22 protein-coding genes and 6 pseudogenes are annotated in these 26,039 nt (G+C 63.5%); 18 read left to right on the plus strand and 10 right to left on the minus strand.

Going from position 1 to position 26,039, the window contains the following annotated elements; translation table 11 throughout:
- Window positions 1-93 precede the first annotated feature (93 nt).
- Genes ACLIMP_RS25075 through ACLIMP_RS25105 form a run of 7 tightly spaced genes read left to right on the plus strand, consistent with a single transcriptional unit; the run spans window position 94 to window position 8,402 of the window.
- Entirely contained in the window at window positions 94-3,018 is a 2,925-nt protein-coding gene (locus ACLIMP_RS25075) for a monovalent cation/H+ antiporter subunit A (protein ID WP_048938888.1), read from the plus strand.
- Window positions 3,018-3,359, plus strand: a complete 342-nt coding sequence (locus ACLIMP_RS25080) for a Na+/H+ antiporter subunit C (protein ID WP_036529348.1) — start codon at window positions 3,018-3,020, stop codon at window positions 3,357-3,359. Before ACLIMP_RS25075 ends, ACLIMP_RS25080 begins: the two co-directional genes overlap by 1 nt.
- Window positions 3,356-4,978 carry a monovalent cation/H+ antiporter subunit D gene (locus ACLIMP_RS25085; protein ID WP_036529345.1) on the plus strand — a complete coding sequence of 541 codons (1,623 nt, stop codon included), beginning with the start codon at window positions 3,356-3,358 and terminating at the stop codon, window positions 4,976-4,978. Before ACLIMP_RS25080 ends, ACLIMP_RS25085 begins: the two co-directional genes overlap by 4 nt.
- Window positions 4,975-5,460 (plus strand): Na+/H+ antiporter subunit E, encoded by a 486-nt coding sequence (locus ACLIMP_RS25090; protein ID WP_036529342.1) that lies wholly within the window; start codon window positions 4,975-4,977, stop codon window positions 5,458-5,460. Before ACLIMP_RS25085 ends, ACLIMP_RS25090 begins: the two co-directional genes overlap by 4 nt.
- A complete protein-coding gene (locus ACLIMP_RS25095) occupies window positions 5,457-5,738 on the plus strand; it encodes a K+/H+ antiporter subunit F (protein WP_036529339.1) in 282 nt (93 codons plus the stop codon). Before ACLIMP_RS25090 ends, ACLIMP_RS25095 begins: the two co-directional genes overlap by 4 nt.
- Entirely contained in the window at window positions 5,735-6,139 is a 405-nt protein-coding gene (gene mnhG / locus ACLIMP_RS25100; protein ID WP_048938887.1) for a monovalent cation/H(+) antiporter subunit G, read from the plus strand. Before ACLIMP_RS25095 ends, mnhG begins: the two co-directional genes overlap by 4 nt.
- Window positions 6,036-8,402, plus strand: a complete 2,367-nt coding sequence (locus ACLIMP_RS25105; RefSeq protein WP_443479005.1) for a putative bifunctional diguanylate cyclase/phosphodiesterase — start codon at window positions 6,036-6,038, stop codon at window positions 8,400-8,402. Before mnhG ends, ACLIMP_RS25105 begins: the two co-directional genes overlap by 104 nt.
- A 54-nt stretch (window positions 8,403-8,456) precedes the next feature.
- Here the strand turns inward: ACLIMP_RS25105 and ACLIMP_RS25110 are convergent, their stop codons facing one another.
- The 3 genes from ACLIMP_RS25110 to ACLIMP_RS25120 all read right to left on the minus strand — a co-directional run bounded on the left by ACLIMP_RS25110 (window position 8,457) and on the right by ACLIMP_RS25120 (window position 10,170).
- The gene (locus ACLIMP_RS25110) at window positions 8,457-8,837 is read right to left on the minus strand and encodes a nuclear transport factor 2 family protein (RefSeq protein ID WP_036529334.1); all 381 of its coding nucleotides are present in this window, start codon (window positions 8,835-8,837) and stop codon (window positions 8,457-8,459) included.
- A gap of 38 nt (window positions 8,838-8,875) precedes the next feature.
- Window positions 8,876-9,409 carry a DUF937 domain-containing protein gene (locus tag ACLIMP_RS25115; protein ID WP_036529331.1) on the minus strand — a complete coding sequence of 178 codons (534 nt, stop codon included), beginning with the start codon at window positions 9,407-9,409 and terminating at the stop codon, window positions 8,876-8,878.
- A gap of 170 nt (window positions 9,410-9,579) precedes the next feature.
- On the minus strand, window positions 9,580-10,170 hold the full coding sequence (locus tag ACLIMP_RS25120; RefSeq protein ID WP_036529329.1) for a hypothetical protein: 591 nt from the start codon (window positions 10,168-10,170) through the stop codon (window positions 9,580-9,582).
- An 86-nt stretch (window positions 10,171-10,256) separates the two neighbouring features.
- Here ACLIMP_RS25120 and ACLIMP_RS25125 point away from each other — a divergent pair, with 86 nt between their 5' ends.
- The 9 genes and pseudogenes from ACLIMP_RS25125 to ACLIMP_RS25165 all read left to right on the plus strand — a co-directional run bounded on the left by ACLIMP_RS25125 (window position 10,257) and on the right by ACLIMP_RS25165 (window position 17,222).
- Window positions 10,257-11,405, plus strand: a complete 1,149-nt coding sequence (locus ACLIMP_RS25125) for a winged helix-turn-helix domain-containing protein (protein WP_036529326.1) — start codon at window positions 10,257-10,259, stop codon at window positions 11,403-11,405.
- A 104-nt stretch (window positions 11,406-11,509) separates the two neighbouring features.
- The gene (locus ACLIMP_RS25130; RefSeq protein WP_036529323.1) at window positions 11,510-11,941 is read left to right on the plus strand and encodes a PaaI family thioesterase; all 432 of its coding nucleotides are present in this window, start codon (window positions 11,510-11,512) and stop codon (window positions 11,939-11,941) included.
- Window positions 11,942-12,156: 215 nt separating this feature from the next.
- Window positions 12,157-12,533, plus strand: a pseudogene (crcB, locus tag ACLIMP_RS25135) (fluoride efflux transporter CrcB).
- A gap of 185 nt (window positions 12,534-12,718) precedes the next feature.
- Entirely contained in the window at window positions 12,719-13,612 is an 894-nt protein-coding gene (locus ACLIMP_RS25140) for a DnaJ C-terminal domain-containing protein (protein WP_036530448.1), read from the plus strand.
- Window positions 13,609-13,947 carry a chaperone modulator CbpM gene (locus ACLIMP_RS25145; protein ID WP_048938886.1) on the plus strand — a complete coding sequence of 113 codons (339 nt, stop codon included), beginning with the start codon at window positions 13,609-13,611 and terminating at the stop codon, window positions 13,945-13,947. The genes ACLIMP_RS25140 and ACLIMP_RS25145 overlap by 4 nt, the downstream gene beginning before the upstream one ends.
- Before the next feature lie 145 nt (window positions 13,948-14,092).
- A pseudogene (locus ACLIMP_RS25150) lies at window positions 14,093-14,413 on the plus strand (ATP-binding protein); the annotation flags it as partial.
- Window positions 14,414-14,613: 200 nt separating this feature from the next.
- A pseudogene (locus ACLIMP_RS25155) lies at window positions 14,614-15,039 on the plus strand (IS110 family RNA-guided transposase); the annotation flags it as partial.
- Window positions 15,040-15,505: 466 nt separating this feature from the next.
- Entirely contained in the window at window positions 15,506-16,645 is a 1,140-nt protein-coding gene (locus tag ACLIMP_RS25160) for a glutathione-independent formaldehyde dehydrogenase (protein ID WP_036530441.1), read from the plus strand.
- 31 nt (window positions 16,646-16,676) lie between these two features.
- A complete protein-coding gene (locus ACLIMP_RS25165) occupies window positions 16,677-17,222 on the plus strand; it encodes a type 1 glutamine amidotransferase domain-containing protein (RefSeq protein WP_036530437.1) in 546 nt (181 codons plus the stop codon).
- 256 nt (window positions 17,223-17,478) lie between these two features.
- Here ACLIMP_RS25165 and ACLIMP_RS25170 read toward each other — a convergent pair whose 3' ends face one another.
- Complete coding sequence (locus ACLIMP_RS25170) at window positions 17,479-20,124, minus strand: excinuclease ABC subunit UvrA (RefSeq protein WP_414711478.1); 2,646 nt, start codon at window positions 20,122-20,124, stop codon at window positions 17,479-17,481.
- A gap of 344 nt (window positions 20,125-20,468) precedes the next feature.
- Window positions 20,469-21,329: pseudogene (locus ACLIMP_RS25175) on the minus strand (S-(hydroxymethyl)glutathione dehydrogenase/class III alcohol dehydrogenase); the annotation flags it as partial.
- Between ACLIMP_RS25175 and ACLIMP_RS25180 the strand changes: the two are divergent.
- Window positions 21,319-21,454: pseudogene (locus ACLIMP_RS25180) on the plus strand (IS110 family transposase); the annotation flags it as partial. The pseudogenes ACLIMP_RS25175 and ACLIMP_RS25180 sit on opposite strands and share 11 nt — an antisense overlap.
- 214 nt (window positions 21,455-21,668) lie before the next feature.
- Here ACLIMP_RS25180 and ACLIMP_RS25185 read toward each other — a convergent pair.
- A pseudogene (locus ACLIMP_RS25185) lies at window positions 21,669-21,803 on the minus strand (IS3 family transposase); the annotation flags it as partial.
- Between the two features lie 14 nt (window positions 21,804-21,817).
- Entirely contained in the window at window positions 21,818-22,171 is a 354-nt protein-coding gene (locus tag ACLIMP_RS25190) for a sensor histidine kinase (protein WP_036530432.1), read from the minus strand.
- Window positions 22,172-22,464: 293 nt separating this feature from the next.
- Between ACLIMP_RS25190 and ACLIMP_RS25195 the strand changes: the two genes are divergently transcribed.
- Window positions 22,465-23,925 (plus strand): xanthine dehydrogenase family protein molybdopterin-binding subunit, encoded by a 1,461-nt coding sequence (locus tag ACLIMP_RS25195; RefSeq protein WP_236727497.1) that lies wholly within the window; start codon window positions 22,465-22,467, stop codon window positions 23,923-23,925.
- Between the two features lie 77 nt (window positions 23,926-24,002).
- On the opposite strand, the gene ACLIMP_RS25200 is transcribed toward ACLIMP_RS25195, so the two are convergent.
- The 3 genes from ACLIMP_RS25200 to ACLIMP_RS25210 all read right to left on the minus strand — a co-directional run bounded on the left by ACLIMP_RS25200 (window position 24,003) and on the right by ACLIMP_RS25210 (window position 25,966).
- Window positions 24,003-24,392, minus strand: coding sequence for a hypothetical protein (locus ACLIMP_RS25200; protein WP_234415784.1), 390 nt, complete (start codon window positions 24,390-24,392; stop codon window positions 24,003-24,005).
- A gap of 145 nt (window positions 24,393-24,537) precedes the next feature.
- Entirely contained in the window at window positions 24,538-25,293 is a 756-nt protein-coding gene (locus ACLIMP_RS25205) for an RES family NAD+ phosphorylase (RefSeq protein ID WP_199909731.1), read from the minus strand.
- On the minus strand, window positions 25,286-25,966 hold the full coding sequence (locus tag ACLIMP_RS25210; RefSeq protein WP_036530429.1) for a hypothetical protein: 681 nt from the start codon (window positions 25,964-25,966) through the stop codon (window positions 25,286-25,288). Before ACLIMP_RS25210 ends, ACLIMP_RS25205 begins: the two co-directional genes overlap by 8 nt.
- Window positions 25,967-26,039 lie beyond the last annotated feature (73 nt).

The raw sequence follows: 26,039 nt of genomic DNA on the forward strand, positions 1-26,039 counted from the left end.
ATCAACCAAGCGCGCCTGGCGCCCGGGACAGGTCATGATCCGACATCGGCGGCACCAGGGTCGCGCCTTGCGGGAAGGGGAGGGGTTGGTATCGTGATCAAGCCGCACCTTCTCTACCTGGTGCTCGCCTTGCCGTTTCTCGCGAGCCTGGCCGCAGCCTTTCTACCCTCGGTGACCCGCAATCTGGCTTCGAGCTTGGCAGGGGTCGTCACCCTGCTGGCGATCGGGGCGCTCCTCAGCTTCTATCCGGCCGTATCGTTAGGGGACGTGGTGCGCATCGACCAGCCCTGGCTGCCGTCCCTCGGGCTCGATCTGGTCCTGCGTCTGGACGGCTTTACCTGGCTGTTCGCGCTGCTGGTTCTCGCGATCGGAGCCTTGGTCGTTCTCTATGCGCGCTATTACATGTCGCCGGACGATCCGGTGCCGCGCTTCTTCAGCTTTCTGATGGCCTTCATGGGCTCAATGCTGGGCATCGTGTTGTCGGGCAATCTCATCCAGACCATATTCTTCTGGGAGCTCACCAGCCTCTTTTCCTTTCTCCTCATCGGCTATTGGCATCACAATCAGGGCGCGCGCGACGGTGCGCGCATGGCGCTAATAGTGACCGCCACGGGCGGCGTCTGCCTGCTCCTGGGCTTTCTGCTTATCGGGCACATCGCCGGCAGCTATGATCTTGACGTCGTCCTCTCTTCGGGCGGATTAATCCGCGCCCATCCCCTTTATCTTCCCGCGCTCGTGCTGGTGCTGATCGGCGCCTTTACGAAAAGCGCGCAGGTCCCGTTCCACTTCTGGCTGCCACATGCGATGGCGGCGCCCACCCCGGTCTCGGCCTATCTCCATTCCGCGACGATGGTGAAGGCCGGCATCTTCATACTCATCCTGCTCTGGCCGGTGCTGGCCGGCACGCAGGCCTGGTATCTGATCGTCGCGACCACAGGCCTTGCCACATTGCTGGTCGGGGCCTGGGCCGCGATCTTCCAGCATGATCTCAAGGGCCTGCTCGCCTATTCGACCATCAGCCATCTCGGGCTCATCACGCTGCTTCTGGGGCTCGGCAGTCCGCTCGCTGCTGTGGCGGCGATCTTCCACACCGTGAACCACGCGACCTTCAAGGCGTCGCTGTTCATGGCGGCAGGGATCATCGACCATGAGACGGGCACACGCGATCTGCGGCGGCTGAGCGGCCTCTTTCGCTGCATGCCGGTCACCGCGACGCTGGCAATGGTGGCGGCGGCGGCGATGGCCGGTGTGCCGCTGCTCAACGGCTTCCTGTCTAAGGAGATGTTCCTGGCCGAGGCGCTCGGGGCGCATAGCGGCACCGTGCTCGACAAGGCGCTGCCCGTGCTGGCGACGCTCGCCAGCATGTTCAGCGTGCTTTATTCGGTGCGCTTCATCCACCAGACCTTTTTTGGCCCGCTGCCCAGCGGCCTGCCGCACCAGCCTGGCGAGGCGCCCCACTGGATGCGGCTGCCGATCGAGGTGCTTGTGCTGCTCTGCCTGGTCGTGGGCGTCGCGCCTGCCGCGACGATCGGCCCGCTGCTCGGTGACGCTGCTCGCGCCGTGCTGGGCGCGCGCACGCCGGCTTATGACCTTGCGGTCTGGCATGGCTTCACCTTGCCCCTGCTTATGAGCGGGATCGCACTGGCCGGCGGCCTCCTGCTCTACCGGATCTTCGGACGGCGGCTCAACAGCGTCGAAACGTCCCCGGTCATCGGCCATCTGAAAGGACATCGCCTGTTCGAGCGGACGCTGACCGGTCTCATTCAGGGTGCGCGGTCCGCCTATGGGGCGATCAGCTCGGGCCGGTTGCAGGTGCAACTGCGCCTCCTCATCGTGACCGCGCTCTGTGCCGGCGCCTTGCCGGTCTTCCTCCTGGGTTATAGCGCCGGCGCGCCGCGCACGCTTCTGGATCCCATATTCGCTCTGCTCTGGCTGATCGGCGGGGCCGCTGCGATCGGCGCGGCCAACCGCGCGAAGTTCCATCGGCTGGCCGCCCTCGTGATGGTCGGCGTCGCCGGGCTCATGACCTGCGTCAGCTTCATCTGGCTGTCGGCGCCGGACCTGGGACTCACGCAGCTACTGGTCGAGACCGTGACCCTGGTCCTTCTCCTGCTTGGGCTGCGTTGGCTTCCGCTGCGCCGTCCGAACGTCTGGCCGGGCGCGCAGACACCGCTCGCCGTTCGTCTGCGCCGCGGTGGCGACCTGCTGTTGGCAGGCATAGGGGGCGTCGGCATGGCGGCGCTATCCTATGCGATGATGACGCGCGTGCCCCCCGAAGGCGTCGGACGCTTTTTCCTGGAACAGGCCTATCCCGGCGGCGGCGGCAAGAATGTCGTCAACGTCATCCTGGTCGATTTCCGCAGTTTCGACACCCTGGGCGAGATCACGGTGCTGTCGATCGTTGCTGTGACCATTTTCTCGCTGCTGCGTCGGTTCCGGCCCGCTGCGGAAAGCGTCGAAGCGCCTGACCAGCAGAAGGTCCAGAATGCCTTCGACGACGCGGGCTTGGAGCGGGAGCGAGGCGACACGGCGCGCCACTATCTCATGGTCCCTCGGGTCCTCATGGAATGGCTGTTTCCGATAATCGCCACGTTCGCGCTCTATCTCCTGGTGCGCGGCCACGACTGGCCGGGCGGCGGCTTCGCGGCGGGGGTGACCGCTTCGATCGCACTCATCATCCTTTATATGGCGGGCGGCACGCGCTGGGTGGAAGCCCGGCTCAATGTGCAGCCGCTGGTCTGGATCAGCGCGGGCCTGGTTTGCGCGGTAGCGACCGGCGCCGGAGCGCTCCTGTTCGGCGCGCCGTTCCTCACCACCTATTTTCAGTATTTCGAGGTGCCGCTGGCAGGCGCGGTGCCGGTGGCGAGCGCGCTGCTGTTCGACATTGGCGTGTTCATGGTGGTGGTGGGGACGACAGCGCTGATCCTGATCGCGCTTGCCCATCAATCGATCCGCGCGCCGCGGGCGCGTCCCGCGGCCGGGTCTTCGCCCGACGATTCTGCCGAGGGTGAGAGTTGATGGAGGCGGTGCTGGCTCTTGCGATCGGCATCCTCGTCGCCAGCGGCCTGTGGCTGCTGTTTCGCCCGCGCACGTTCCAGGTGGTGCTCGGACTGTCGCTCCTCTCCTACGCGGTCAATCTCTTCATCCTGGCCGCAGGCCGGCTGCGGACCGATGCGCCGCCGATCGTAGACGGCAAGGCCGTCGATGCGGCGCTTTACGTCGATCCCGTGCCCCAGGCGCTGGTGCTGACGGCTATCGTCATTTCGTTCGCGACGACGGCGCTGCTCCTGGTGGTGCTGCTTGCCGCGCGTGGCCTGACCGGAACCGACCACGTCGACGGCGAGGATGAAGAGCCATGAGTGCGGCTCCCGCCTGGCTCCAGCATCTGCCCGTCCTGCTCGTCGTCCTGCCGATCGTGGCCAGCGCGCTGCTGCTGGCGGTGGCCGAGCGGCGACGCAGGCTCAAGCGGGCGATCAGCCTCGTGACGGCTGTCACCATGGTCGCCGTCGCGGGGCTGCTGGTGCTGAGCTGCGATGGACAACTGGGCGGCGGCACCGGCGGGCCGCAGGTCTATCGTCTTGCCGACTGGCCGGCACCCTTCGGCATCGTTCTGGTCGCGGACCGCCTTTCGGCCATGATGGTCCTCCTGACCGATCTCTTGGGAGTGACGGCGCTGGTCTATGCGCTGGCGCGGTGGGACCGCTCGGGTCCGCGTTTCCATGCGCTGTTCCTGCTTCTGCTGGCTGGGATCAACGGCGCCTTCCTGACCGGCGACATCTTCAACCTCTTCGTATTCTTCGAAGTGCTGCTGGCCGCATCCTACGGCTTGATCCTGCATGGCTCGGGGGAGGAGCGCACGCGGGCAAGCCTTCACTATATCACGATCAATATCGCGACATCGCTGCTGTTCCTGGCTGGGGTCGCGATGATTTACTCAGTGACAGGATCGCTCAACATGGCCGACATCGCGGTGAAGACCCCGCAGGTCGCGCGCGGGGATCTCATGCTGCTCGAGGCGGGCGCCGCGGTTTTGGGTGTCGCCTTTCTCGTCAAGTCGGGCATCTGGCCGCTCAATTTCTGGCTGCCGCGTACCTATGCAGCGGCTGCGCCGCCTGTCGCTGCGGTTTTCGCGATCATGACCAAGGTCGGCGTCTACATCATCCTGCGGCTCACCTCTTTGCTATTCGGCGAAGGCTCGGGCGCGGCGGTGGGCTTTGCCGATCATGCGCTGGTTCTCCTGGGCTTCGCGACGATGCTGTTCGGAACCTTGGGCATTCTGGCGACCCGCCAGTTGACCCGGGTCGCGGGTCACTATGTGCTGGTGTCTTCAGGTACGCTGATCGCGGCGATCGGGCTGGGCGGTCAGGCGCTGGTGGCTGCGCTGCTCTTCTATCTGGTGAGCTCGACGCTCGCGGTGGGCGCGCTCTACCTGCTCATCGAACCGGTGGAGCGCAATGCCGACGAGGAGGATCTGATCGCGGGGATCGCCGAGCCCGTATTCGACGACGAATATGTGGGCGCGGTCAGCGAGGAGGCGGACGAGGTCGGGATCATAATCCCGGGCACGATCGCGGTCCTGGGCGGCGCTTTCATCTTCTGCACGCTCCTTCTCGCCGGTCTGCCGCCTCTTTCCGGCTTCATTGCCAAGTTCGCGATCATTTCCGCCCTGTTCGACCAGGACGCCATTTCCCCTTCCGCGTGGACGCTTGCCGGCCTGATCATCCTTTCGGGTCTCGCGACGCTGGTCGCCATGACCCGCGCCGGCATCGATCTTCTCTGGACGCCGGGCGAGGATGCGCCGGCCCGCCTTAGCGTGATCGAGGTTGTCCCGATCGGGCTGCTGCTGGGGGTCTGCCTGTCCCTCATGGTCGCGGCGGGTCCGCTTTACCGCTATGTCGAGACGACCGCTGGGGGCCTGGGTGCGCCGCGTGCCTATATCGAGGCGGTGCTGGGGTCTCGCGGGGGCGCGCCGCGATGATCGGCCGTCTCTTCCCCTATCCGCTACTGGCGGCGGCAGTTTTTCTCCTGTGGATCCTTCTGAGCGGCGTCTCTGCGGGGCAATGCCTTCTGGCGGCGGCGGCGTCGCTGCTCGTGCCGCAAGTGATGCGCCCGCTCGGGCCAGCGTCAGCCGAGATCCGGTGGGGGAGGGCGGTGCCGCGCCTCGTCGGCCTGGTGCTGCTGGATATCCTGCGCTCCAATCTCGCGGTCGCGCGCATCGTTCTGTTCGGTTCGCGGCGGCGGCGGTCGGGGTTCATTGAAGTGCCGCTCGAACTGCGTAATCCCTATGCGCTTACCACTCTGGCGGTCATCATCACGGCGACGCCCGGCACCATCTGGCTTCAGCATGACCCCGATCGGCAGACAGTGCTCATCCATGTCCTCGACCTGAAGGACGAGGCGGACTGGATCGCGCTCATCAAGGGCCGCTATGAGCGCCTCCTGAAGGAGATTTTCGTTTGAGCCACCTCCTCCTGGGCCTGGCGATCACTGCAGCCCAAATCCTTCTGGGCCTGGCCATGGCCTGCGCAAGCTTCCGGATTCTACGTGGACCGCGCGCGCAGGACCGGGTGCTGGGCCTCGACGCGCTTTATCTGGCCGCAATGCTGCTCTTGCTTACATACGGCATCCAGACCGGACGCACCCTGTTCTTCGAGGCCGCGTTCATTATCGCCTTGCTGGGCTTTGCGGGAACCGTGGCATTGGCGAAATTTCTGATGCGCGGCGAGGTGATCGAATGATCCAGGCGCCTGACCTTCCGCCCTGGGCGGCCTTGATCGTGGGTATCTGCCTGCTGCTCGGCGCGAGTGTCACGCTTATCGGCACGGTCGGCCTCGTGCGGATGAAGACCTTTTATGAGCGCCTCCATCCGCCGACGCTCGGCCCGACGCTGGGCACGGCCTTCATCCTCATGGCGTCCATCACCTGTTTTTCCGCGATGCAGTCCAGGCCCGTTGTGCATGAGATCCTCATTGCGGTGTTCGTGACTTTGACGACGCCGCTGACCCTCATGCTGCTGGCCCGTGCCGCCCTCTATCGTGACCGGCTGGCAGGCGACATGTCCGTGCCGGGCGACGATGACAACGGGCCATCTTCGCCAGCTGTCACGCGGGATGCACAGGGATCGCCTCCTCCAAACTGAGATCGGTCGGCTTTGCAGCGAAGCAGCAACACTGGGCGCCGGATGTCTGGAAGGCTCGTCAACCGGCCGTTCGATCTTGACCGAGGTAATCGGCAGGAGAGCCTTAACCAAGTTGCGATATCGCGAGTCCATGGCCGTAGCTGTCCGACTTCTCCGCGTTTCTGTGCCACGGCAGTATCTTTGGCCGCTCCTGTCGCTGCTCAGCGTATGCTTCGGTTTCATCTTCCTTCTCATTTTCCTGAGCACTCGTGCCCAGGATGCTCAGCAGCTCGAGCGGGAGCGGCAAGCGCTCGGGGGCGCGTTCGCCACCGCTTCCGCGATGGTGCAGCACGATCTGCAGGATTACGCGAAATGGGACGATGCCGTGCGTCACATCGGTTCGAGCTTCGATGCGGCCTGGATGGACGACAATGTCGTGGCCTATCTGGGCCGCACCCAGGGATATTCCGACATCTTCGTGCTCGGTGCGGACGATCGGACCCTTTACAGCTTCAAAGACCGAAAGATCGCCGCGAACACCGCTCACTTGCGTCTTGGCGCCAACTTCGTTCGCTCGATCGCCGAAGTCCGGCGCTTGCCGTCCGAGGGCAGTCCGATCGTCAGCGGCTTCACGCGCTCAGGCAACCAGGTCATGGTCTATGCCACGGCCGCCGTGGTGCCCTTGACGGGTAAGATCGCGGCGCCCCGAGGGCCGACCCGCCTTCTGGTCATCGCCCGTCACGTCGACGAGGCGTTTTTGGCGGACCTCACGCGCGAACTCAATGTACATGATGTGCGGCTGACGCTGGGGAACCGGACAGCCGGAATGGACGCCATCGCCATCAAGGGCCGGTCGGGCGAACGGATCGCCTGGCTGGAATGGCGGTCGCATCATCCGGGTGCATCGCTGAGGCAGCATCTGGTGCCGGCGATACTGGCGGTGGGCTTCGTCGCCTTTGTGGCGGCCGGTCTTATTCTTCGCCGGGGCGGCCAGTCGATCGAGGCGCTGCGCGCAAGCGAACTTATTGCCCGGCATCTGTCGGATCACGATACCTTGACCGAACTGCCCAATCGCCGCGCGTTGGGGGAACGACTGGGCGAGCTTGTCGCGGCAAGGCAAGGACTGGCCCTGCTGTTCCTCGATCTCGACGGGTTCAAGGATGCCAATGACGTCTACGGCCATAGTGCCGGCGATCTTCTGCTCAAGGAAGCCGCTGGTCGCTTGAAAGCCGCGGCGGGCGAAGCTTTTATCGCACGCGCGGGCGGCGACGAGTTTGCCGTTCTCTTGGGATCGCCATCGCCTGGCGTGGCGGCCGCGACATGTGAGGCCATTCTCGAAGCGTTCTCGACGCCGTTCAAGGTTGGCGCCTACAGCATCGCAATCGGGGCCAGTATCGGCTATTTCGAGAGCGACACATCCTGCGATAGCGCGGAAGAGCTCATTCGCAAGGCGGACGTTGCCATGTATGCCGCCAAGGATGCGGGCAGGAACTGCGCGCGGGTCTACCACCCCTCGCTCGACGAAGGCCATGAAAGGCGCCAGCGGCTCGAGCAGGATCTCAAGCGCGCGGTCGAGGACGAAGAGATCTACGTCTGCTATCAGCCGATCGTCGATGCCCAGTCGGGCGAGGTCGTCGCCGTCGAGGCGCTGGCGCGCTGGTCTCATCCCGTCCATGGCGATGTCCCGCCGGACGTGTTCATTCCCATCGCCGAGATCAGCGGGCTGATCAACGCGATCGGCCGCCAGGTGCTTCTCCATGCCTGCCGGGAAATACGCGAGACCGGGCTTGATCTGGCCGTTAACCTGTCGCCGGCGCAATTCTGGGATGGCAATCTTTACGACGAGGTTCAGCAGGTCCTGGAACGGACCAGGTTTCCTCCCGAGCGGCTGGAGCTGGAAATCACCGAAAGCCTGCTGCTGCGCCGTCCCCAGGTCGCGGCGGCTGTGATCGACCGGCTGCGCTCACTCGGTATCCGCATGGCGCTCGACGACTTTGGCACCGGGTTTGCGAGCATCGCCTATCTCCAGCAACTCACGATCGACCGGCTCAAGATCGACAGGTCGTTCCTTGCTCCGCTGGAATCGGAGCCTGATATGCGAGAGGTTCTGGTCTCCATCGTCGGCCTGGCGAAGGCCTATCATCTTGAAGTCTGCGCCGAAGGGATCGAGACACCGGGACAGGCGCAGCTTGCGCGCCTCGCGGGCTGCGGCCGCTTGCAGGGCTGGCTGTTCGGGCGTCCGCAAGCCGCGAGCGCGTTCCAGACCGTGGTCTTGCGAGCTTAGGAGCGCGAGGGAAGCGGTCGGCCGGTCAACGACCGCGCCGATCCTGCGGAACGATCATGGCCGAACGACGGGCGAGCAATGGGCTGCCTCGATGCGCCACTGACCGCCCGGCAGCCGGTGCCAGCAGCGCGTATAGGCGAAGGTGCCGCTGAAAGGTTGGGCGTCGTAGGATCCCGACAACTGGACCGTGACGCAGACCACCGCGCTGTCGCCCAGGAGGCGAATGAGGGGTGGCTCGATGAGGTCCAGTTGTTCGATGCGAAGCAGGCCGGACTGATGAGCGCCGAGATCATCGCCCTTGTCGAGCCGCACGCCGACCTGGTTGGTAGAAATCAGATCGGGGCTGAGCAGGGCATCGAGGGTCGCCACATCGCTGGCGAGCATCGCCGCGCGAAGCCGGCCTTCGGCATGCTCGATCTGCGCGCGGTCGTCCATAAGCCGGCCTGCCCCAAAGTCGGTTGAAGGGAGGGCGGTCAACGGCCGCCCAGGATCGATCCCAATATGCCGCCGATTCCGCCGGCTGATGCGGCGCTCCCGGAGGACCCACCGCTACCGGCGAGCGCACCGGCAATGCTGCCGAGAATGGATTCCAGTCCGCCCTGCTGCCCCCCGGAGCGCTTGGCGAGGTGCCCCGCGACGAGCATCGCGAGGATAGGGAGCATCTTCTTGAGGATCGCGGGATCGAGGCCAGTGGCTTGCGATGCTTCCCCGGCGACCTCCCGGCTGACGTCCTTCGAGCCGAACAGGCTCCCCAGCAGTTGATTGCCAAGGCCGGTGTCAGTGGGGCTGGAGCCGACGACATTATCGATGAGCCCCGAGCCGCCCAGCGCCTGGACCTGCGCCGCTAGACCCGCCGGTTCAACCGGGGCCGCTGTCTTGCCGTTGATACTGCCGATGAGCGAAGGAAGAAGAGCCTGCGCCCCGCGCTCGGCATCTTCGCGCGAAATGCCAAGTTGCTGGGTAAAGGCGTCGAGGCTTCCTTCGGGAAGCAGATCGGCAAGGCTCATGGCACGTCTCCAGTTCGTATCCGGGGCGGGGCAGCGTTGCACCAAGGGGTGGGCATCATCGGTCAGAGCGTCAACAGGCTTTAAGCCGCGCCGATACTTGCGCAGCGATGAGGCGGACAGATCGCTCAGCCCTGCGGCGCCAAAAGCGAGCGTGGTACTTGGATCAAGGGCTACCGCGACGATGTCGCCGTGCCCTCGGCCCTCGAGGCGGCCAGCCAATAGAGGACCGCGGCGATAAGCCAAAGACCTGCGAACAGGGCGCTGAATGTCCCGCCGCGCGCGTCAATCTGTGCGCCCATGGCCGCGATGCCTGCCTGGGCAGCGGCAGCCGCGCCATGGGAGATCGCCATGCCGCGCGGCTTGAGGCGCGCCATCGCCGAGCCGATGAGGGCGATGACAGGCACGCCCGCGAAGAGGAGGTTGAAGGGATTGTCTTGCGACCCGATCATGCCGACCGCGAGATTTGCCCAGATCGTCAGGAAAACGGTGAGGAGCGATACCACGCTGGCCGCGCGGGACCAGAGATTGGGCGAGCGCCGGATCATCCATTCGGCGGCGAGCCCCATTCCGCCAAGCATGAGGCCCATGACGAGAAAGTCGGTTTCGTCCCAACGCACCTGCGGGGTGTAGTGCATCGCGATGGCGGGGAGCACGAGCAGGAGCAACGCGAGGCCCCAGGCCGAGATCCGCCACGGGTTGAGCGCCTGCTTGAGCCAGCCATTGTCTGGTGCTGCGTAACTATCGTTCCGATGATCATCCATGATATCGCCTCCATTCGAGATGAGATCATCAGGGTCCCGGAAAGACCGATGAGCGTCATGAGAAGCATATGAGGTTTTGCTGAAAAGTGCCGCCGCGTGGATATCATTTCGGCCAGTTCGTCCTCGATCCCGAGGATCGGCGCCTGCTGCGTGACGGCGTTCCGGTCGACCTCAACGCGCGCTATCTCGACGCACTGGCGCTTCTCGTGCGCAATGCCGGGTCGCTCGTCGGCAAGGACCGTTTTCTAAGTGAAGTCTGGAAAGATGTGCCTGTCACCGACGAGGCGCTGACCCAGTGCATCCGGCTCCTTCGCCAGCGCCTGGGTGACGATGCGAGCCGTCCGCATTTCATCGAGACGGTACCCAAGCATGGCTACCGCTTCATTGCCGAGGTCAACTGGCGCGAAGGCTCTGCCCCGGCCGAAGACTCGGCCCCCCACACGCTTCACCCGTCGGCCGCGCTCTCGGCGCTCCGCCGCGTAGCGATGATGGCGGGAGCCGGAACGCTGGGTGCTGGGGGCGCCGGATTGATCGGCGGGCTCGCCTATGGGTTTGTCGCCGCGACGCCGCCACTGCCAGGCGGAGGCGGCGCCGCGTCCTCCGTCTTCGTGTTGCTCTGGCTCACCTTGGCGGTGGCTTTCGTGGGCGGCGCGGGCGTCAGCCTGGGGATCGCCATAGCCGAGGCCGCAGGCAAACGCCCATGGCTTACTCTTGGCGGCGCAGTCGGCGGAATGATCGTCGGCGGCGTCGTGAAGTTGCTTGGGATCGACGCGTTCAATCTCCTGTTCGGCCAGTCACCGACAGGGATTACGGGCGGGCTCGAGGGGCTTTTCCTGGGGGCTGGGGTAGGCCTTGGTGCTACTTTGTCCGGCATGGGCCGCTCTGATCGTTCCCTTCGCTCTGTGGCAGCGCGCGCGGCGCTTTGCGGCGGTGCGGCGGGCAGCGTTGTCGTTCTTCTTGGCGGACATCTCATGGCCGGGAGTTTCGAGCAACTCGTCCAGACATTCCCGCAATCGCGGATCGGCCTTGCGCAGATCGGCGGCCTGTTCGGCGAGCAAGGTCTTGGTCCGGTGGCCGAGGCGGCCTCTGCGTTCGTTGAGGGCGCGCTGTTCGCGGCGGGCGTGGTCGTTGCCATGAAGCTCGCGCGCCGTGATTTGGACAGGCCTGAAGGCCGCTCGGCGGCGTCGTCCGGCCTAGTCACGAGCGGCAGAGGCAGCGCGCCTCGGTTGGGTTAGGGCCCGCCAGCCCGGGTATGGGCAGCGAAGAGGTAGATAGGCCTGATCGGCTTGATTTTCCTTTCGGTTATCAGAACAGGTTTCCTGCGATAAGAGCGGTCGACATGAACAATGATCTTCCCGAACCGCGCCTGGATTTTGACGGCCTCAATGCGTTTCTCGACGCCGCCTTTCCGCTCGAAGCGCGCGCCAATTTAGGTTCGCTCGTGGAGATCGCTCCGGGGCGTGTCCGGATGCTGCTCGAGCCGACTGCGGCGATGGCGCGGCCTGGAGGGATCGTATCAGGCCCTTCGTTGATGGCGCTGGCCGACATCGCGGCGTATGCTGCGATTGCCGCCCATTATGGTCCTGAACCTATGGCAGTAACACATAACCTTTCGATCTCTTTCTTGCGGGCCTGCCAGTTCGAGGCGATCCATGCCGATGCCCGGCTGCTCAAACTCGGGCGCAGGCTATCAACGATCGACGTGCGGATCTGGCAGGGGCGCGAGGATCGCCTGGTGGCGCAAGCAACGGTTGGATACGCGCAGCCATAGTCGCAGTGTCCCCGCCACTTGGCGGCTGCTCCTTATCCCCGGGCCGACCGGAGGCTCGGCCAGGCGCCGCCGGCCGCGTCGTTTCGGCAATTATTGATCACATATATCGCCCGCTAAATGTTGCGGAAGACAATGGATTCCTGCCTGGCACATCGCCGAACCGCCCTCGCAAGGGACGATGATTCCTACCGGCGCCATCTGGCGAAGGAGGAATCATGCGTTTGTTCTTCATCGTGTTCGTGGGTTCAGGGATAGGTGGCGCGCTACGCCATCTCGTAGGTCTTGTATCGCTTCGACTGCTCGGACCGAGCTTTCCCTCTGGAACCCTGGCCATAAATGTCTTCGGCTCAGCGCTGATGGGGTTGGTCATCGTAGTGCTTTCGATGCGCTCGGGGACCAGCCATGAGCTGCGGGTCTTCCTGACACCGGCCTCATCGGCGGCTTCACCACCTGGTCGACGTTCAGCCTTGACGCGTACAGTCTCTGGGAACGCGGCGAACAGGCGGCAGCGATAGGCTACGTCCTTAGCAGTCTCGTCCTGTCGTTCGCGGTTCTGGCCGTTGTCCTGGTGGCGGCTCGCTGCTTCGGTTGATGCAGATTAGAGGTTAGACTGAGTGTCAGCGCTCATTTGCCGGCGGCCCTGACGGCGGGACGGAGCCAGAAGAAAATCGTGCAGCCAGCCCCGACCGAAATCTTGTTTTTGTCCCGACCGCAACAAAATTGGATGAGCGCGGCTATGCCGCGCTGGGCCAATGATACAGGAGCGAGGGCACCACGTTGAGCAGTCCTTATGAGGTTTTGGGGGTATCGCCGACAGCCTCGGCGGATGAAATTCAGAAGGCCTACCGAAAGCTCGCCAAGACCCTCCATCCCGATCTCAATCCTGGCGACCGGACGGCTGAAGACAAGTTCAAAGCCGTCGCGGGAGCCTATGATCTCCTTCGCGATCCCGAAAAGCGGCGTCGCTTCGACGCCGGCGAGATCGACGAGACCGGCGCCGAGCGGCCGCCGCAGGGCTATTACCGGGACTATGCCAGCAATGATTACGGCCGATATGCCAACAGCGGCGGCTTTGCGGATTTCGACGAGGACCTGTTCGCCGACTTGTTCCGGCAACGTGGGAGAGCGCAGCCCAATCGGCGCGGCGAGGATCTCCAGTTCCGCCTGGGTCTGACCTTGGCGCAGGCGATCACGGGCGGCGAACAGCGACTGACCCTGCCGGGCGGTGGTACGCTCGACGTCAAGATTCCCGCCGGGATCGTCGATGGCCAGACATTGCGCCTCAAGGGCAAGGGCGGGATGGGCTTTGGCAGCGGCGGCCCCGGTGACGCCTATATCATGCTCGAGGTTCTGCCCGATCCGCGATTTGCGCGAGAAGGCGATGATCTCGTTCTCGAGGTTCCGATCTCGCTGAGCGAAGCGGTACTTGGCGGCAAGATCCAGGTCGCGACACCGACGGGCCAGGTGTCGATGACGGTGCCGGCCGGTTCGAACAGCGGCAGCACATTGCGGCTGAAGGGGCAGGGGGCCCCGCGTGCAGGCGGCGGTCGCGGCGACGAACTGGTCAGGCTCAAGATCGTACTGCCCAAGCCGACCGATCCGGAGCTCGAAGCCTTCGTGAAAAGCTGGGAGGCGGGCAGGGCACACAATCCGCGGGAGACAAGCCGATGATCGACCTGGACGACTTCGTGCAGCGCACGGGTATCGCACGGAAGGTTCTGACGACCTGGATCGAGCGCGAATGGCTGGTCGCCGAGCACTCCGGCACGTTGCAGCTCTCGGAAATGGATGCCGCCAGAGCACGGCTCATTCATCAGCTGGAAGGCGATTTCGGGATTAACGACGAAGGCATCGAGATCGTTCTCCACCTGCTCGACCAGATCCATGGCCTACGCCGCGCGCTCGAGACCATGCAGCGAGCAGGACCTGCCGGGCAGGGCAGGGTGACCCGGCGTGGGAGCCGCCTCCGCCGGCGCTACTATCGCCTGGGCAAGCGCCGGCCCTAGTTGGCCAGTCGCCGCCCGCCCATAGGCGCGAGCAAGATGGGGATTATCGCCAAAGGCACACCAGAGACGCGCCTGGTTCGCGCGCAGTGGGAAAGTCGGCGGAAAGAGCGGGGAAGACTGTGGAACGCCTGTTAAAAGGACAGGACTGGTGACACGCCTCGAAGAGGAGACCCGGATCGGCAAGGGCGGGACCCTGGCGGGACAGCTGTCGCGGCTCGACTTGGTGGTGCTCGATGAGCTTGGATATCTGCCGTTCGCGCGCTCTGGTGGCCAGTTGCTGTTCCACCTGATCAGCAAGCTCTATGAACGCACCAGCGTCGTCATCACGACCAACCTCGCCTTCGGCGAATGGCCTACCGTGTTCGGGGATCCCAAGATGACCACCGCCTTGCTCGACCGCGTTACGCATCATTGCGATATCGTCGAGACCGGCAATGACAGCTGGCGCTTCAAAAACCGCAGTTAGCCGCCACTCTCACCACATCTTCAAAACCGACTTGCGCTGTGTGCGCCTCCGGCCGGGCTACGCCCGACCTCCGCCGCACACAGCGCAGGGCGCTCCCCACAACCCTCCGCTCAATCCCGGAAAAGGGGGGCCCTCTTCAACGCCGATATGGGGTCCCGTTTGCACGCCGTTTGACATAAAGGAGTACGACGACGAACTCAGCGGCGCTGACACGAGAGGATGAGCAGGCGCGGCGGCTGGCAACCATCCCGGGCATCGGCGTCATCAACGCGACTGCGCTGCTTGCCGCAATCGGTGACGGCAGCGCCTTCGCCAAAGGCCGCGATCTGGCGGCATGGCTTGGTCTGACACCACGACAGTATTCAACCGGAGGTAAGACGAAGCTGCTCGGGATCAGCAAGCGCGGAAACGGCTATCTGCGCAAGCAGTTGATCCACGGTGCTCGTGCTGCCATGCCGCATCTCGCCGCCAAACCGAACCAGCTCGGCACATGGTTGCAGGCTATGCTGGCGCGTGCCCATCCCAATGTCGTGGTGGTGGCGCTGGCGGCGAAACTGGCGCGCATTGCATGGGCGGTGTTGCGGCATGAAAAGGACTTCGATCGGCAGGCCCCCGCCGCCGCCTGATTATCAGAGATAGCCGGCGGCACAACGCCGGACGCTCACATTGTCTGCGTGAGGTGAACTGAAGATGGCATAACAGGTCGTACCGGCAGTCTGGAAACCTGGTTCTAAATGTGGTGCCCGGCACCGGCGCTTTTATGAGGACCAGACTGTGCGGATATCCATCTTGGCCAAGGTTTCAGCCTTGAGACCGGATACGTTGATGCAGACCATCATGCCATCTCGAATTTACCCCTTGCCGACGGGGCGGGCCATACGTTTTAGATCGTCCTGCCCCAGGCAATCGAAAAGCCGCCGTAAATCGATCCTAGAACTGCCGAACGGGAAGGAACCGCTCAGGCATCAGGCGGTTTAGGAGACAGACATCGGTTGGAAAGATGCGATGCAATGCGCCTTTGCGCTGGTCCGGATCATCAGCAAGCTCTCGATCTGATGAAGCCCAGAGCAGAGCTACAAAAGGAGAAGATCCGTGAAAGCTGTCGTGTACAACGGGCCCAAAGACGTTTCCGTCAATACCATCGATGATCCCAAGATCGAAAAGCCAACCGATGTTATCATCCGGCTGACCACGACCAATATCTGCGGGTCGGACCTTCACATGTATGAGGGCCGTACCAGCTTCGAGAAGGGCAGGGTCTTCGGTCACGAAAACCTTGGCGAGGTCGTCGAAGTCGGCGCTGCCGTAGATCGTATCAAGAAGGGCGATCGCGTGTGCTTGCCGTTCAACGTCGGTTGCGGTTTCTGCGAAAATTGCGAACGGGGTTTGACGGGTTTCTGCCTCACGACCAACCCTGGAACCGCCGGCGCAGCGTATGGCTTTGCCGAGATGGGTCCGTGGCAAGGTGGCCAGGCCGAGATGATGCGCGTACCTTATGCGGACTTCAATTGTCTGAAGCTGCCCGAGGACGCCGAGGGGAAGGAGGATGACTATGTCATGCTCTCCGACATCTTCCCGACGGGTTGGCATGGCGTCGAACTGTCGGGTTTCCTGCCTGGCGAAAGCATCGCGATCTACGGCGCCGGTCCGGTCGGTTTAATGGCCGCGCATTCAGCCGAAATTCGCGGTGCCTCTCAGATCTTCGTGGTCGATTCTCACGATGACCGTCTCAAACTGGCCGAGGCGATCGGCGCCATCCCGATCGACATGCGCAAGGGCGATCCCGCCCAGCAGATCCTTGACGCGACCGGCGGCCTCGGGACTGACCGGGGGGTCGAGGCCGTCGGGTATCAGTGTTGCGATCGCCACGGCAAGGAGCGCAGCAATTACACGATGAACTGCCTCGTCAAAAGCACGAAGGCCACTGGCGGAATCGGCGTCGTCGGAGTGTTCATTCCGGAAGACCCGAACGCGCCCGACGATCTTCAGAAAGAAGGCAAGATGGCGTTCGACTTCGGCAACTTCTGGTTCAAGGGCCAGAAGATCGGCACCGGCCAGTGCAATGTAAAGCACTACAACCGGCAATTGATGAAGCTTATCGAGCAAGGCCGGGCCAATCCTGCCCAAATCATCTCGCACCGACTGCCGCTTGATCAGGCACCAGACGCCTACAAGCATTTCGACGAGCGCGATGCTGGTTGGACGAAGGTCGTGCTCAAGCCGGGCACCTGACCTTAGTCTTCGACGGAATAGGAAATAAATTATGACTCTGGAAGGCAAATCAGTTGCCATTCTGATCGCACCCCGCGGGACGGAAGAGCCAGAATTCTCGAAGCCCAAGCAAGCTATCGAGGAGGCTGGCGGCAAAGTGACCGTGGTCAGTTTTGAAGCGGGCGTGGCTCGCACAGTCAATAGCGACCTTGACGAGGGCGGCAGCTATACTATCGACAAGACGTTTTCCGAGGTCAAAGCCGACGATTTCGACGGACTAGTTGTGCCCGGAGGAACGGTCGGTGCCGACAAGCTGCGCGGCAGCGCCGAGGCAATTGATTTCATCCGGGCTTTTTTCGATCAGAAAAAACCGGTAGCCGCGATATGCCATGCACCCTGGACATTGATCGAGGCGGGCGCGGTTGAAGGTCGCAACTTGACGTCCTACCCGACGCTGAAGGTCGATATCGAGAACGCCGGCGGTACATGGACCAATAAGGAAGTCGTGGTCGACAACGGCCTTGTTACCAGCCGCGATCCCGATGATTTGCCCGCCTTCTGTGCCAAACTCGTTGAGGAAATCGCAGCAAGGGATTAAGACGGGGCTTTTCGACGAACCATGTGAGGGCCCTCTCCCTGGAGAAGGTCCTCACTAAGCAAGCGTGGCGGATGGCCAGCGATTGGCCGTTCGCCACGCCGCGTATCACACGAACACGGCGCACCTGACGGGCGCTCAAACCCTAAGCCGCGTCAACCGCAGTGACACATCGCCGGCTCCCGCTTGCAGATTCGAGCCATTCCAACGTGTGGGTGAGATACACCTGATCGAACGTGCGTTCGGCCAGATTTACGACCTACAGCGCCGCCTTGAGATAGCGGGCGGTGAGACTGCCTTCAGCTTCCGCAACAACGCCAGGGACACCGCTGGCAACGATACGGCCTCCATCTTCCCCGGCCCCCGGTCCCAGGTCGATGATCCAATCCACCTGCGTGATGGCGCGCATGTCATGTTCGACGACTACGACCGTATTGCCGGCGTCGACGAGGCCCTGCAGGTGTTGCATCAGCCGGTCGGCATCTGAGGGGTGAAGCCCTGAAGTTGGCTCGTCGAGGATGTAGATCGTGTTGCCGCGCTGGGCGCGTTGCAGTTCAGTCGCCAGCTTGATGCGCTGCGCCTCCCCGCCAGACAGCTCTGTCGCCGGCTGACCGAGCCTCAGATAGCCCAGACCGATCTCCCGCAATACATCGAGGGAGCGCATCACAGATGCCTCGCCAGCGAAGAAATCGCATGCATCGTCGACCGTCAGTTCGAGCACCTGGGCGATATTGCGCCCGTTCCATTCGACTTCGAGTGTTTGCGGGTTATAGCGAGAGCCATGACAGGTCGAGCACGGCGCAAAAACGCTCGGCAGGAACAGCAGCTCGACCATGACGTATCCCTCGCCCTCGCAAACAGGGCAGCGGCCTTGCGCGACGTTGAACGAGAACCTTCCCGGGCTGTAATGCCGCCGGCGGGCGAGCGGCGTATCAGCGAAGATCCGTCGCACATGGTCGAACATGCCGCTGTAGGTGGATAGGTTCGAGCGCGGCGTGCGGCCGATCGGTTTCTGATCGACCCGCACCAGCCTGCGAACATGCTCCATGCCTGCGACAATGCGTCCTTCAGTGTCGTTCTGCGCAACATCGAGCAGCGGATCGATATCCTCCTCCTCGGCCACGGGGGAGCCGCCGAGGTGTTCCGTGACAAGCTCGGGCAGCGCCTGACTGACAAGACTGGATTTGCCCGATCCCGAAACGCCGGTGACAGCGGTGAAGCAGCCGATGGGAAACTCGACGTCGAGACCATGGAGATTGTTCCGTCTGATCCCTTCCAGGCGTAGCCATGCCTTGGGATCGCGCGGTGTGCGCTCACTCCGAAGCGGCTCTGCGAACAGGTAGCGGCGGGTGATCGAAGTTTCGACGTCGGCAAGCCCCTCTATCGGCCCGCTGTAGAGGACTTCACCGCCCTTCTCCCCGGCTCCTGGCCCGACATCGACGAGCCATTCCGCGCGGCGGATCACGTCGAGATCATGTTCGACGACGAACAGGGAGTTGCCCGCCGCCTTGAGACGCTCGAGGATAGTGAGCAAGGCTTCGCCATCTGCCGGGTGCAACCCCGCCGAAGGCTCGTCAAGCACATAGACCACGCCGAAAAGCTGTGACGACAACTGGGTGGCAAGCCGCAAGCGCTGCAGCTCTCCGGAGGAGAGCGTCGGCGTGCTGCGGTCGAGCGAAATGTAGCCAAGGCCAAGATCGATCAGAGGCTCGAGCCGCTCGATCAATTCGCAGGCGAGGCGTTGGGCGGCGATCCGCTTCTCGTCGGAGAGATTGGGCGTACGGCGCACGTCGGGCGCGCTCTTGTGCGCAGAGCCGCCCGCCGCAATCCGTTGTTCGACCGCTGCATCGCGGACCGCTTTTTCCAGAACATGGCCCTCTGAGGTGTCGGAGACTGCCCCATATTCGCCATGCGCGACGGGCATCAGCAAGTCCTTCAGCTTGAGCACCGTCAGGTCGCCGAACTCGGCAATGTCGAGGCCGGCGAATTTGACCGACAGGGCTTCGCGCTTCAGGCGCTTGCCGTCGCAGGTAAGGCAATCGCGGCCGATGATATATTGCGAGACGCGCTTCTTCATCAGCGCGCTTTTAGTGTTAGCGAAGGTTTCCAGCACATAGCGGCGCGCGCCGGTGAAGGTGCCCTGGTAGCTCGGCTCCATGCCACGCTTGAGCGCCGTCCGGGTCTGTTCGGGCGTCAGGCCCGCATAGACCGGCACGGTCGGCGCTTCTTCAGTGAAGAGGATCCAGTCGCGATCCTTTTTCGGCAGGTCGTGCCACGGTGTATCGACGTCATAGCCGAGCGAAACGAGGATATCGCGCAGGTTCTGCCCATGCCAGGCGGCCGGCCAGGCGGCGATCGCCCGGTCGCGAATGGTGAGGCTGTCGTCAGGAACCATCGTTTCTTCGGTCGCGTCATATACGCGGCCGATGCCGTGGCAGGTCGCGCAGGCCCCCGCGACCGTGTTGGGGGAGAAATCCTCCGCATAGAGCATGGGCTGATGGCGCGGATATTCGCCGACGCGCGAATAGAGCATCCGCACCAGGCTGGAGAGCGTCGTCACGCTGCCGACCGAGGATCGCGCGTTGGCTGAGCCGCGCTGCTGCTGCAACGCGACCGCAGGCGGCAAACCGTCGATCGCGTCGACCTCCGGCACGCCGGCCTGGTCGATCAGGCGACGGGCATAGGGCGCAACCGATTCCAGATAACGCCGCTGGGCTTCGGCATAAAGGGTGCCGAACGCGAGCGATGACTTGCCCGAGCCCGATATGCCGGTGAACACCACGAAGGCGTCGCGCGGTACATCGACGTCAATATTTTTGAGGTTATTCTGGCGCGCGCCGCGAACCTGCACGCAAGCGGGCGGCCCCGTATGCCCATGATCGGTGGCCGGCGTCGTCGCGTGAATATCCTTGCTCTTCAATTCAGTCTTCCTGCCCTATACGCCCGTGCGGCCCGTGGTTCATCACAGTCGGGTAACAGATGAATGCATTTCCGACTCAAAGGTTACGACAAAACCATTTTTCCCGTTGGGTCGCGCGACGAGGCCACACACACTCCGCTGGTAAGCGCCTGGGCCAGGCGGCCCTGGTCAGTGCCGCTATCGGCATGTAACGACCGCACTTCGGCGCTTGTTACCGCATCGCGACGCGTTGCCCATTTGCCAGAGCGCGCTTCATCATGGCCGCGGTCGGGCCATGATGACGGCCGAGTTGTCGATCCGAGCGCCTCGCGCCGCTTCGGATTGGCGGGTCAGTAGTGAATGACCGTGCGGATCGACTTGCCTTCGTGCATCAGTTCGAAGGCCTCGTTGATCTCCTCCAAACCCATCGTGTGGGTTACAAATGGGGCCAGATCGATATCGCCTCTCATCGCATCCTCGACCATGCCGGGGAGCTGTGTCCGTCCCTTGACGCCACCGAAAGCGGACCCCTTCCATACGCGGCCCGTGACGAGCTGGAATGGGCGGGTGGAGATTTCCTCGCCCGCGCCGGCAACGCCAATCACGATCGACTGACCCCAGCCACGGTGCGCTGATTCAAGCGCGGCGCGCATGACGTGGACGTTGCCGATGCACTCGAAGGTATGATCGATGCCCCAGCCCGTCATCTCGATCAGCACTTGCTGGATAGGCTTGTCATGGTCCTTGGGGTTGATGCACTCGGTCGCACCGAACTGGCGTGCCAGCTCGAACTTGGATGGATTGGTGTCGATGGCGATGATGCGACCCGCCTTCGCCTGGCGCGCACCCTGAATCGCCGCGAGGCCGATGCCGCCGAGGCCGAACACGGCGACCGAGTCTCCGGGCTGGACCTTGGCGGTATTGTGGACTGCGCCGATGCCGGTCGTGACGCCGCAGCCGAGCAGGCAGACATGTTCGGGGTTTGCCTCGGGATTGATCTTGGCGAGCGAGACTTCGGCGACGACAGTATATTCACTGAAGGTTGAACAGCCCATGTAATGATAGAGGGGCTGACCATTGTACGAAAAGCGGGTGGTCCCATCGGGCATCAAGCCCTTGCCCTGCGTTTCGCGGACAGCGACGCACAGGTTGGTCTTGCCCGACAGGCAGAAGTCGCACTTGCCGCATTCGGCGGTGTAGACCGCCAAGATGGCGCGCGTGGCTCACGCCGTCGTCAAGACGGGGACAGAGTACCGGCCGTTCGTCGAACGGCCGGATGCCAGGTGGAAGGACCCCTCTCTGCAAGTGCCGTGAGGGCGCTTCTGCGACCCTGTAGATAATGTTCGGGCCTTCCACCTGGGTGCGTATCTCATTCTAAGGACGGTGAGGACCACGGCTGCTTCGGCGCCGCTGGATCCTGTGTTTGCTATGGCAGAGAGCGATCCCGTTGACGGTGGAAGCCATCTGGCTCAGAATGCATGCCGTGCCGATCATTGTCGGCGCATAGAGACCTGCTGGCCAAATCTCGCCGTTGCTTCCCTACCCAGGACGTTATCCACCCTGATCTTGGCAGGCGGACTGCCGCGCTCGAACAGCAGGCGGTCCATGACATCGACCACCTGTTCACCCTTGATCCCCTGATCGACGTGGATCGCCAGGCACTCGCGGGTATAGGCATCGACAACATCTCCAGCTTAAATCAGCTTCGATTTTGCCAGATCCTTCGCATTCTCGCAGGAAGCATTTTCCGGGACAGGGTCACTGTCGGACCGTCATGCTCGCGCCAACAGAAGAACAGGTGACGCTTGCCCTGCCGCTGCTTGATCGACCATTCGATCGCGACCCTGCCTTCCGGCACCGACAGCGCCCCGTATTTGATGGCGTTGGTCGCCAATTCGTGCAGCGCCATTGCCAGCGCCAAGGTGATCTCCGGGGAGAGCCTAACATGGGGACCGGAGGCGGCGAAGCGATCGGCATCCCGGTCCTTGAACGGGAGCAGGGCTCTATCCACGATATCACCGATCGCCGCGCCTTCGACCTCATCCTGGATCAACAGCTCCTGCGCGGCTCACCCACCATTGCGACATCATAGAGACAGGCAACGACAGCTGGCGGTTCAAAAACCGGAACTGAGCCGAAAACCCCTTCCCCCGGATCCCCACCCCCGGCGGTTAACCCGGTGGGTCAACAGGGACCTCCCACGGACGCCGCCGCCAGCACACCTGACGGTGTGCGTCGTCGTCCGTGGGCCCCTCCTATCGACTACCGGGATAACCGCCGCGCTGCCGAAAGGTGGGGTCAATATTGGGCGCCGATAGGGGATCAGTTTTACGCGCCGGTTGACACTTGAAGCTGAAACGCTCGGTACGCGTCGTGCTCACCCGCCAGCAGATGTTCACCCATACGCACCGCCCCGAATGCCTCAACTCGATCTCGCTTGGTGCCGAGCGCGACGGGGCTCTGACAGCGATCCTGACCGACGCCACGACCCTGACGTCCAGGTTCGAGAATTACATGGAGACCGTCGTCAACTGGGGCATGATGAACTATGCGTGCGAGAACGCGGAAGGCGCCTCCTATATCGCGCCGATCGACACCAACACGCCCGGCGACATGCGCGCGCCCGGCGCGGCGACCGGCATGACGCAATTCGAGATGGCGATGGACGAGCTGTCTTACGCGGTCGGCATCGATCCTCTCGACTTGCGGGTGAAGAATTACTCCAACATCGACGCGATGAACGGGACCGAGTTCACCAGCAAGGCTCTGCGCGAAGCCTATGCGCAGGGCGCCCAGGCTTTTGGATGGGACAGGCGCAGCCCGCAGCCTCGTTCGATGCGCGATGGCAAGGAACTGATCGGCTGGGGCATGGCGACCGGAATGTGGGACGCGATGTTCTCCAAATGCGCGGCCCGTGCGACGCTCAAGACCGACGGCACGCTCGAAGTCGCAAGCGCGATGTCAGACATCGGCACGGGCACCTATACGGTGATGACCCAGGTCGCGGCGGATACGCTCGGACTACCGGCCTCGGCTATCACGGCAAAGCTCGGCGATTCCACCCTTCCGCTATCGCCGGTAGAGGGCGGCTCCTGGGGCGCGGCGTCAGTGGGCGCAGCGGTGCAGCTTGCCTGTCATGGCGTGGCCGCCCGGCTCGCCAAGGCTGCTGCGAAGATGGACGGCGATCCGCTCGAGGGCGCGAAGCTGGATGACCTGCTATTCGAGAATGGGACCATGCGCCGCCGTGACGGCAAGGGTGAAGCGGTCCCCTTCACGGCGGCGATGGAGGCCGCGGCGCTGGACAGGATCGAGGTCGAGAAGACAGCGCGGCCGGGCCCCCTCGACATGGTCAGCCTGATACGCAAGTCGCGCAACACCCATAGCGCGGTGTTCTGCGAGGTGCGGGTGGATGAGGAGCTGGGCGTCGTCCGTGTGACGCGAGTGGTGAGCGCGATCGCGGCCGGCAGGATCATCAACCCCAAGACCGCGCGCAGCCAGATACTCGGCGGGGTCGTGATGGGGATCGGCGCGGCGCTGCACGAGGAAAGCTTCCTCGATCACCGGCTCGGCCGGTTCATGAACCACAATTACGCGGAATATCATGTGCCTGCCCATGCCGACATTCACGATATCGAGGTGATCTTCGTCCACGAGCCGGACCCCGAAGTCACCCCGCTCGGCGTGAAGGGGCTGGGCGAGATCGGTATAGTCGGCACTGCGGCCGCAGTCGCAAATGCCATTTATCACGCGACCGGGGTGCGGGTCCGCAGCCTGCCCGTCACGATCGACAAGCTGCTCGTGGACTGAAGCCGCGCTTCCCGCATGGGCGCTCCAGGGAGCGGCCACCCTACGGTGATCGCGCGGGGTGGCGGGTCGCATGAATGTCAGGGAGCGGGATATCGGGCGACGATTGCGGCGAGCTCTGCCGAAATCGCGTCTGCATCGCGGATAAGATCATCGGCCTGCGCATCGATCTCCTGCTGGATGTCGCGCGGCCACTCATGCTCCATCGTCGCGGCAAGCCGGCTGGCAGAATTGAGATAGGTGCTGGTACGCGCTTCCAGCATGGTGCACTGGTCCGCGTCGGTGTCGCTCTGGGTTGTCGGGTGGGCGGCGGCGAGCACCTTGCGGGCGGCGCGAACCAGCGCGCTCATGCGCAGACCGATCATGCCAAGATGCTGGGCGCGCCACTTGTCGACGGTCGCGTTGTCGTAGGCGGAGCGCGTGTCGCGGATTTCCTGGATCAGGAAGTCCGCTTCGGCCTGCGGGGTCATTTGGATTTCGGTTCGAACATAGGCTTTCTCCATGCTTTGGCGCCGCCCGTACAAGCCGTGCGGTCGCCAGGGTTTAGGAAGGGGAGGGAGGCTGCCGCCTGGCGGAGCAGGTCGGAGCTAGATCGCCGAAGCGGGCTTCGCGGGGCTATTTGCCGGTGATCTTCACCCCGATGATGTCGGCGAGCTCGATGAGTGCAGTGAAGGTGTCGGCATCGGCGACGATGTCGACCGGCGCTTCGACGCTGCTGAATGGATCGGGCGGCAGCCGGTCTTCGAACAGAATGAGGGCGCGCGCGCTATCGTCCTGACGAGATACCCATCCCAGGCCCTGGACGTCCGGACACTGGGCATGGATGGCCTCCGCCCAGGCGCGGGTCTGCGGATAGATATCCTTGTCGCTCTCGATGAGATCGACCCGCGGAATGCCAAGCTTGCGCAGCGCTGTGCTGCCGAGATCGGCAAGCCTGAGGTCCGCGGCGGGTTGCAATCTGGAATAATGATGCTTCCTGAGCTTGCGTTTCGCGACGGTCTTCAGTCCCGGCGCATGAGGCACATCGTGGAAGACCGTTTCCATGGCGGCGCATTCGAGCGTCGTGCCGCCATAGAGGGTAGGGATCGCATTGCCGGCGGCATTGCGGAGCGGACTGAAACGCGCGTTGCCGTGTGGACCGGGGTTGAAGGCATCCGGGGCATATTCATCGGGGTGAATGCGATGGATGGTCTGGCTCGCTGACCAGCTCGTTCGTTTAACGAGCGCATCGAGGTTGTCGGGCGGCGAGGCGATCGTGCGCGAAGGGATCGCTCCGGCAGGGGCGGGAGCCGGAGCGACAGGCGCCTTCTTGCGCGTTCGTGGCTTAGCTGGATCGGCACCTGCGTCGCGGGGTTTGGCTCGTTTAGCCATGACGCACGCCGGCGACCTCGTCGTGCGCGGCCGCGAGTACGCGCTCGGGATCGCTGACGAGGAGATCCTGTGGCAGAGCGCCGCCCAGGAACCCGTTGGCGGACGCGAACCAGATCGCGATGTCCCAGGCATCGAGCTCATCCCCGAAAACCTGGAGAATGGGAGTGAGACCCTTTACCGGCCGATATTGCGCCTCCGGGTCGAGCGCATAAGCGGGGTAGAGATCATTGCCATCATGGCGCAGCGCGAAGATCCTACCTTCGCGCTTCCATTTATTTGGCTGGGCGCTCGAGTTCAGCCCAGTAAACCCTGCGATTCCGGACAATTTGGCCGCAGTGAGCCATTCCGCGCTTTCCAGCACAGCCTTGCGGGCTTCGGCGTTCATACGAGCCTGGGTGAGCAGATGTTCGGGCGGCGAAACGGCGGGGACGAGCGCGTCGACCAGCTTTTCGAGGGTCGCGGTCTCACGGTCCGCGAGGTTGCGAAGGATCATCGGCGCGATCAGACGCACCGCCTCCGCGAAGGCCGTGGCTGCCGCTTCTCCAGCATGTTCCAGCTGAAAGGCAATGATGGGGCCGTCCTTGTCCTTCAGACGCGCGCGCACGTCCCGCGCGGAGCCGGTAAGGGGTTTGATACGGACGTCTGAAAAATCCGGCGCTGTTGCGGTGGCCATGATCGCCTCACTGGATATGATGGATATCCATATAGCATGATATCCTAAATAATCAACGAGAGGTCGAATTCAA

Source organism: Novosphingobium aeonii, from assembly GCF_052279045.1.
Classification (GTDB): domain Bacteria; phylum Pseudomonadota; class Alphaproteobacteria; order Sphingomonadales; family Sphingomonadaceae; genus Novosphingobium.

Excerpts from the sequence above, each read along its gene's own strand:
- ACLIMP_RS25210 (WP_036530429.1), bottom strand. The coding sequence starts at position 25,966 with ATGGCCACCGCAACAGCGCCGGATTTTTCAGACGTCCGTATCAAACCC.
- ACLIMP_RS25090 (WP_036529342.1), top strand. The coding sequence starts at position 4,975 with ATGATCGGCCGTCTCTTCCCCTATCCGCTACTGGCGGCGGCAGTTTTT.
- mnhG (WP_048938887.1), top strand. The coding sequence starts at position 5,735 with ATGATCCAGGCGCCTGACCTTCCGCCCTGGGCGGCCTTGATCGTGGGT.
- ACLIMP_RS25165 (WP_036530437.1), top strand. The coding sequence starts at position 16,677 with ATGACTCTGGAAGGCAAATCAGTTGCCATTCTGATCGCACCCCGCGGG.
- ACLIMP_RS25130 (WP_036529323.1), top strand. The coding sequence starts at position 11,510 with ATGAACAATGATCTTCCCGAACCGCGCCTGGATTTTGACGGCCTCAAT.
- ACLIMP_RS25205 (WP_199909731.1), bottom strand. The coding sequence starts at position 25,293 with ATGGCTAAACGAGCCAAACCCCGCGACGCAGGTGCCGATCCAGCTAAG.
- ACLIMP_RS25110 (WP_036529334.1), bottom strand. The coding sequence starts at position 8,837 with ATGGACGACCGCGCGCAGATCGAGCATGCCGAAGGCCGGCTTCGCGCG.
- ACLIMP_RS25200 (WP_234415784.1), bottom strand. The coding sequence starts at position 24,392 with ATGACCCCGCAGGCCGAAGCGGACTTCCTGATCCAGGAAATCCGCGAC.
- ACLIMP_RS25120 (WP_036529329.1), bottom strand. The coding sequence starts at position 10,170 with ATGGATGATCATCGGAACGATAGTTACGCAGCACCAGACAATGGCTGG.
- ACLIMP_RS25115 (WP_036529331.1), bottom strand. The coding sequence starts at position 9,409 with ATGAGCCTTGCCGATCTGCTTCCCGAAGGAAGCCTCGACGCCTTTACC.
- ACLIMP_RS25080 (WP_036529348.1), top strand. The coding sequence starts at position 3,018 with ATGGAGGCGGTGCTGGCTCTTGCGATCGGCATCCTCGTCGCCAGCGGC.
- ACLIMP_RS25145 (WP_048938886.1), top strand. The coding sequence starts at position 13,609 with ATGATCGACCTGGACGACTTCGTGCAGCGCACGGGTATCGCACGGAAG.
- ACLIMP_RS25085 (WP_036529345.1), top strand. The coding sequence starts at position 3,356 with ATGAGTGCGGCTCCCGCCTGGCTCCAGCATCTGCCCGTCCTGCTCGTC.